General features: G+C 37.6%; 7 protein-coding genes. 3 read left to right on the top strand and 4 right to left on the bottom strand.

Annotated features, from left to right (window positions below; genetic code table 11):
• Positions 1–331: 331 nt before the first annotated feature.
• Both ES896_RS19905 and ES896_RS19900 read right to left on the bottom strand, forming a co-directional pair.
• Positions 332–658: a hypothetical protein gene (locus ES896_RS19905; RefSeq protein ID WP_135227219.1), complete on the bottom strand. Its 327-nt coding sequence runs from the start codon at positions 656–658 to the stop codon at positions 332–334.
• Positions 659–673: 15 nt separating this feature from the next.
• Positions 674–1,228, bottom strand: a complete 555-nt coding sequence (locus ES896_RS19900) for a hypothetical protein (RefSeq protein ID WP_135227218.1) — start codon at positions 1,226–1,228, stop codon at positions 674–676.
• Positions 1,229–1,474: 246 nt separating this feature from the next.
• On the opposite strand from ES896_RS19900, the gene ES896_RS19895 reads away from it, so the two are divergent.
• Positions 1,475–1,699: a hypothetical protein gene (locus ES896_RS19895; RefSeq protein WP_135227217.1), complete on the top strand. Its 225-nt coding sequence runs from the start codon at positions 1,475–1,477 to the stop codon at positions 1,697–1,699.
• A 177-nt stretch (positions 1,700–1,876) separates the two neighbouring features.
• On the opposite strand, the gene ES896_RS19890 is transcribed toward ES896_RS19895, so the two are convergent.
• Positions 1,877–2,902: a protein rep gene (locus ES896_RS19890; RefSeq protein ID WP_135227216.1), complete on the bottom strand. Its 1,026-nt coding sequence runs from the start codon at positions 2,900–2,902 to the stop codon at positions 1,877–1,879.
• A gap of 786 nt (positions 2,903–3,688) precedes the next feature.
• Here ES896_RS19890 and ES896_RS19885 point away from each other — a divergent pair.
• Together ES896_RS19885 and ES896_RS20210 are read left to right on the top strand one after the other, a co-directional pair.
• Positions 3,689–4,792 (top strand): tetratricopeptide repeat protein, encoded by a 1,104-nt coding sequence (locus tag ES896_RS19885; protein WP_167764467.1) that lies wholly within the window; start codon positions 3,689–3,691, stop codon positions 4,790–4,792.
• Positions 4,789–4,947 carry a hypothetical protein gene (locus tag ES896_RS20210; protein WP_167764466.1) on the top strand — a complete coding sequence of 53 codons (159 nt, stop codon included), beginning with the start codon at positions 4,789–4,791 and terminating at the stop codon, positions 4,945–4,947. The genes ES896_RS19885 and ES896_RS20210 overlap by 4 nt, the downstream gene beginning before the upstream one ends.
• Before the next feature lie 741 nt (positions 4,948–5,688).
• Here ES896_RS20210 and ES896_RS20205 read toward each other — a convergent pair.
• Complete coding sequence (locus ES896_RS20205) at positions 5,689–5,838, bottom strand: hypothetical protein (protein ID WP_167764465.1); 150 nt, start codon at positions 5,836–5,838, stop codon at positions 5,689–5,691.
• Positions 5,839–6,343: the final 505 nt, after the last annotated feature.

Below are 6,343 nucleotides of genomic sequence, written 5' to 3'. Positions count from 1 at the left end.
CGCAACCGCCACGAAACAAATCACACTGGGATTTCAAGCATGAAATGGTTGCAATTTTCCCTTATGCTCTTTTCCACTGTGTCGTTGTCTCGATCCTAAAGACAAGACTCGTCTCATCTCTTTTCGTCTCACTCTCTTTTACTCGTTTCTCATGTCCACCGGTGTCACTGTCTTGATCCTAAAGGCAAGACTCGTCTCAATCGCCAATCTCAGTCCATTTATGGCGCACTTATACACACCCCTGTGTGCGTGCTAAAATCTCTCGATTTCCGTCAAGCGTGTAAAGAAAAAGCCGAATCAATTGTCGGCTTCTTCGGGATCTTCAGCATGTTCATTTTTTCAATATATTGTTGATAACTTTAGTGTGTAAATTATCAGCTTTATAAGACAATAAAACATCCTCCGCAACCTCTTTAGTCAAGTGAGGAAGAGCTTTTATTTCAGCCAACTTTTTTCTAAAATCTTCTTTACTTATTTTAGATTTTTCCATAGTGATCTGCATGAAATAATCATCTAACTCAGAAATCTGCTTTTCTGTAAAACTATACTTTAGAAGAGCCAAATCTCTTGTTCTAAATTCAGGTGCTAAATGTTCTTGCAAAGCCATAATTGCATTTTTCATGTGCATTAATTGACAATACAATTCTTCTTTATTCAAAATTTCCCCTCCCAATTAAAAAAACCACTGAGCAATTTTGACGACCCAATAAGCAATAGTTCTAGCTGAACTCTTCTTAATGCCAGTGTCGTATAATGCTGAAGCGATGTTACCTTCAACTAAACCCCATGCAAGAGATTCATATTTTAAAAGGTCTTTGATCAATGGTTCTACATATTTATTGAAACGGATTTTAAGTGACTTGGCTGCACGTTTTCCGCCCCATGCTTCTACAAGATTAAATAACTTGTTTTTGTTTTTCAATAGTGCTTTTAGAGTGGCTTTAATAGCAACAGTAGTACCAGCCTTCGTTTTAATAGATTCAGATTGAAGACCGACTAGTCCCGCATAACGAACAGTATTTTGTAACAGGGCAGGATCATTAAAAGCCTCTTCAAGTGCTTCAATATCATCTTTCGTTTCATCATCAAAAATCGTCTGAACCTTAGTAACGAAAACTGGTTTTTCTTGGACATTTGTTTCAGCTCGAACCTCTGGCGGAATTGTAGCAATCAATAAACTTGCCACAATAAGAGATAGAACACCTTTAACCATAGACTTCATTTTCAAAATAATTCCTCCCTAACAATATTTTACTATCGTAAGGAATTTTACATAAGTCCTCAGAGGTCAACAATCGAATTTTCCAAAATGAGATAAAACTCCTCAAAGGCAGAAAACACCCTGTCATGAATACCTTTTGTTACAAAAATCAGCCTTCTAAAATCAAAAGTCCCACACAGGTTTCGAGGTCGTCAATCCTATTCTTTGCTCCTTTAATTCGTAGTAAAATTTAATATAAAAGGAGGATTGAATATGACTGAAATAATCATAAATTTACCGGTACTAGTAACAGCTATATTTTTAATTGTCTTTGTTCTTTTACATAAAAAAATAGAGAAAAAACTGGATTTAACAATTCTGATCTTAGTCGCATCAATCATATTCTTAGTGAACCTCAAAATGGTTTGGATAACAGTATTCCTACTTGCTTTTGTGTACTTCGGAATCAAATATACGTATAAAGCTAAAAAAGGCTAAAGTAAATGGGACAAATAGAGTCCAGCAACAAATCTCTTATTTTGTTGATAAGGTTCAGCCTTAGAGCCATAAGGGTTTGTGGCAGTTTGATAGCCATTATTGAGACCCCATATTATAGGGAATGGGGTCGTACTCACATTACATAAAAAAAGCAGGCTCCAGTAAGAGCCTGCTTTTCTAACTGATTATGTAATTCTTGATGCCAACATGCCAACGTGCCATGACTTCAAACGTCTCATTGGCTACCTCATCATCATCTTCTTCAATCCGAACAAGATCGCCGTCCTCGGCATCCGTCAAATTCAGTTCCTTATGAATCTCTTTCAAGATCCCACCGTAGCCGATCAATCGCCTAGCACTTAATGCACCATCCAAATAATAAACCGTATCAAGATTTTCCTCGGTCACTTCATTTCCACGTATGATATCCGTATCCTTCACAGGATACTTCGAGATTTCAAGAATGGCCTTTTGTTCTTCCATCTCTTTACGCACTTCTCGTTCAATCGCTTCCGCATCGATTCCCTTTTTTCCTTTGACACGCTGCACATGCACAATTGGTGTGTAATCCAATTTCATAGCACGCTTCCATAGACTTGTCCACTCTGCTTGCTTGATATAGCCTTTACCTGTGAAATAACTTCTTTTCACTGGAATTAATACATGAAAATGTGGGTGATATGTATTTTCTTCATGATTTTTCGTAATCTCTAAAGCTCTGAAAAAACCAAGTACTCCAGTTTTCACTTTTTTATATTGAAATAGCTTTCTAAAGCCTTGCATCATATCAGTAATCGTTTGTTTTAAATCATCGCCTTCGACATTTTTCACTGTCAACGTAAGGAATATCCACGCAGGCTTATACTGCCTGTTCGCTTCTTCCACAATCAATTTATTATGACTCGCAATTTTTAATGATCTTCGCCACGCACACATCGAGCATAACCTCACTTTACAGAAATAAGCATTTGATAGTCGTAACCTGCCCGTTTCAATATCTCGTCTAAACACAAGACACTCTGCACAATTACATACTTTTTCAGCTTTTTTTCCGTAATAAGGTGCACCGGTACGCTTTTCAAGTCCTTCATAATGAGCCGCCACAAGCGACGATCTCACCTTTTTTCCTCGCCAATCCCGCTTTTTACCTGTTGCGGTTTTATCGTCAAGGATGCTATAATTTGATTCATCTAAATATGACAAAGCAAAAAACTCCTTCTGGCTAGTTCTCTAGCATTCTATTATTCAAGATTCGACACCTTAATAATAGCAGATGGAGTTTTGTGCTGTCAAAATGCATTTAAAGCCTTGACACCACTGGATTTACCCCACTTTTTCAAAATGACAGTGTTTCTATATGTATCAAGATAAGAAAAGACACGATTCTGACTCCGTCAAAATCGCCCAAAAAGCTGGCGAAACCGCCAACTTTTCAAAAACCAAAACCTCAAAACCTAAAAGACCAAAGACTAAACCAAATTTCCCCGCATGGGGAGATTTTTTTTTGATTTTTTCCACTCCATTCATAGTGTTCAATTTTTAAACACTATGCCAAACCTGACTAAACCCGACTTTCAAAATACAGCTGCCTTCACCTCACTCACAAAATGGCGGGATTGAAAAAGAGACAGACAGAAGAGCATAGAACAAGTAAGGTCATTTCATGGCGATTCGGTCCGATCTTCTGGCCATTGCTATTTATGGATTCCTGTCGGCTGTAACCAGTGGAAATATCACATTTAATCAAAAACCTAATAGTTTACGTGTTATTTCCAAGTGACTGTACCCGATATTTTCAATGACAACATGCAAAAAACAGGTCATATTCTCCCTAGCTGTACATCCAAAAGTCATTGCTGTCAGCATCCATATTCACACGCACCCACTCAAAAAGAATCGGTTTCGTTGGGGAATTTCTCACTTTCTAAATATTTACTAAATCTGTAAGATTGAGAGAAACATTTACGACAAGCAAAGGTGGGTATGATGATGGTCAAAACAATTGCATATGAAGAAGTCGCCAATATGATGAATGAATGGTATGGGTTAATCAAAAAAAGAAAAGTAGACGAATCAATCCAGTTGAAAGAACAGATTAAAAGAATGCTTCCGCATATGGAACAAAATCAAGACCTGCTCCTTTATTTCAACCTTTTGGATTTTAGAAACAATCTTTTGATAGATGACGCGCAGCGATTAAGAATCAAAAGTCGTACAAGCATTAAACAAGAAGACATTCAAAAGACAGACGACATGATTCAATACTACTTTTACTTTTTTAACGGACAATTTGAGTTTCACAATAAGAATTACATTGATGCGATAAACTTTTACAAAATTGCTGAAGATAAGCTAAAGAAAATCCCCGATGAAATTGAGCACGCTGAATTCCACTACAAAATTGCTGAAGCATATTATCGAATCTTTCAAAACTTCTTTTCCATGAGCCATGCAGAAAAAGCACTAAATTCATTCAAATCCAACGAGCAATATACATACAGACAAATGAATAGTGAATTACTCTTAGCACTAAATAAAGTTGACTTATTGCGTTATAAAGAAGCCGATCAACATTATGAAAATATTATTAAGAAAGCACAAGAAACAGGAGATTTCTACACCAAAAGTTTAGCTCATCACAATATCGGTATCAGTTATGAAAAGCGTGGTTATTTGCCACAAGCTGAAAGCCATTTGCTTAAAGCAATAGACATACCAGAACATAGAGAATCGAGAAACACCATCCGCACGTATTACATGCTTAGTAAAGTCTGTTTTAAATCTGGAAAAACTGATAAAGCTCTTGTGTGGTACAAAAAAGCATGGAATCTAGCCGAGGAAAATAACGAAGATGAATACAGAGCAAAACTTATGATCATAGACGCTCTTTACAACAATAGTCACATAAACAATATTCACCATGCCATGAAGTACCTAGAGAAAAAACACCTATGGATAGATATAGCCGAATTGTCACGAGAAATAGGCAATCACTTGAAAAATAAAGGGAATATCACGCAAGCCGTTAAATATTATGAACATGCACTAACTGCAAAAGACGAACTAATCAAAATGACGGAGGCGTTAGAATGAAATGGATAATAAGCTTATCTATGCTGGCTCTATTGATCACTGGTGTAACAATTTATCCAAATGCTCAAATTGATCAACAAATCACTGAAAAAGGTGTGTTTCCAACATCACAAACAGAATACAAAGTTGCTGAAAGAGGTGTAGTAGGCACATGAGTTGTTATGAAAAAGGAATAGGACCAACATAAAAACATTTAAACGCCCTATAAGGCGTTTTTTCTTTGTTTGCATCTTTTTATACCTGAACAAAAATAAAAGCGCTCAGAAACGAATCTGAACGCTCTCATAGGCATTTTAGAATTACAGCCTAAGTATTTTTATATATTTAATCATGCATCTTATCATTCAGATAAAAGACGTTTCTTAACGAAAACAGCTCAATCCCTTGATATGACTGATTTTTGACAGTTTTCTTTGTCCGTAGTACCCCCCTGTTAGCATGGGGGGGTTCTCGTTTGGCTCTCGGTGCTTCGCTTTTCGTTGCCACTCGACGACTGTCGTCGTCTTACGCTTCGCACCTTCGCCAAACAAATAGAGATAGGATATTAGAAATCTATTATACCATTCTTTTTCCAAAATACCCAACGGTACAATGCCAGGCATTCTGCTTTGAACGGAGAGAAAACACACAGCACCTATTTAGGTGCATAAGTGGGCACTGGTTCCCTAGTGACTCTTTTTGGGCGCTGCCCAAACCCGCCAACGCTAGCACGTTGGATCGCAAATATTCAAACCCCCTACCCCCGATCTTCGGGGGATGCCCCTTCGGCAGGCGCAAACAAACGGGGTTTGTTTGAATCAATAGGCTTTGGGTGTGGTGAATGAGTCAACTCCTTAAATTCTCCCTCACTTCGTTCAGTCCGATTTACCGTTGACACATGCCATATGCGCTTCTTTTTATTTCGGTGTGATCTCCCATTTTGCATCAGCCAACACATGATTTTTCAAATATTTTATCGTTTTCTCTGCTTCTTCATGGCTTTGAAACTCTTCTTCTACTTCCCACACTTTATCATCTTCATATCGTGCAGTAACCACATAACTCACAAACATTCTCCTCTCTCATTTTCTCCTTTTGTTGTTCCATTTTCTAATTGTTTTTGTCTCTTTATTGGTAACACACGCACACTTTTCCGAAACAACACAAAACAAACACGAACTTAATTCACCCATGATTGAACCCTTGTTGTAACTGATTTTTTTGACAAAACGCTCCCTTTCTTTGTGTGCAATGCGCTCCTTTTCAAACTCAAAACGTTACCAAACTTTCGTGAAAAAACCCTCGTTGGCTTTTCTAAAAACACGCACATTTTTTGGTGCGTATAACTGGGCACTCTGACAAGTGACCCGCAACCGGTCGATCATTTTTCCTTTTTATGGTGTGGCAGATTTGCCGTTTCTGACACATCACCGCATTTTTCTCCTAAAAAAAGGTGTGGCAGAATTTCATTTTTAGGCACATTCCTTTCAAAAATCGCAACCGCCACGAAACAAATCACACTGGGATTTCAAGCATGAAATGGTTGCAATTTTCCCTTATGCTCTTTTCCAC

The sequence above is a fragment of the Bacillus sp. 005/A4HT-01/001 genome, from assembly GCF_004634445.1.
Taxonomy (GTDB): domain Bacteria; phylum Bacillota; class Bacilli; order Bacillales; family Bacillaceae; genus Bacillus; species Bacillus altitudinis.
Note: the sequence above shows the minus strand (reverse complement) of the source record. Positions and strands in the feature narration are given on the sequence as shown.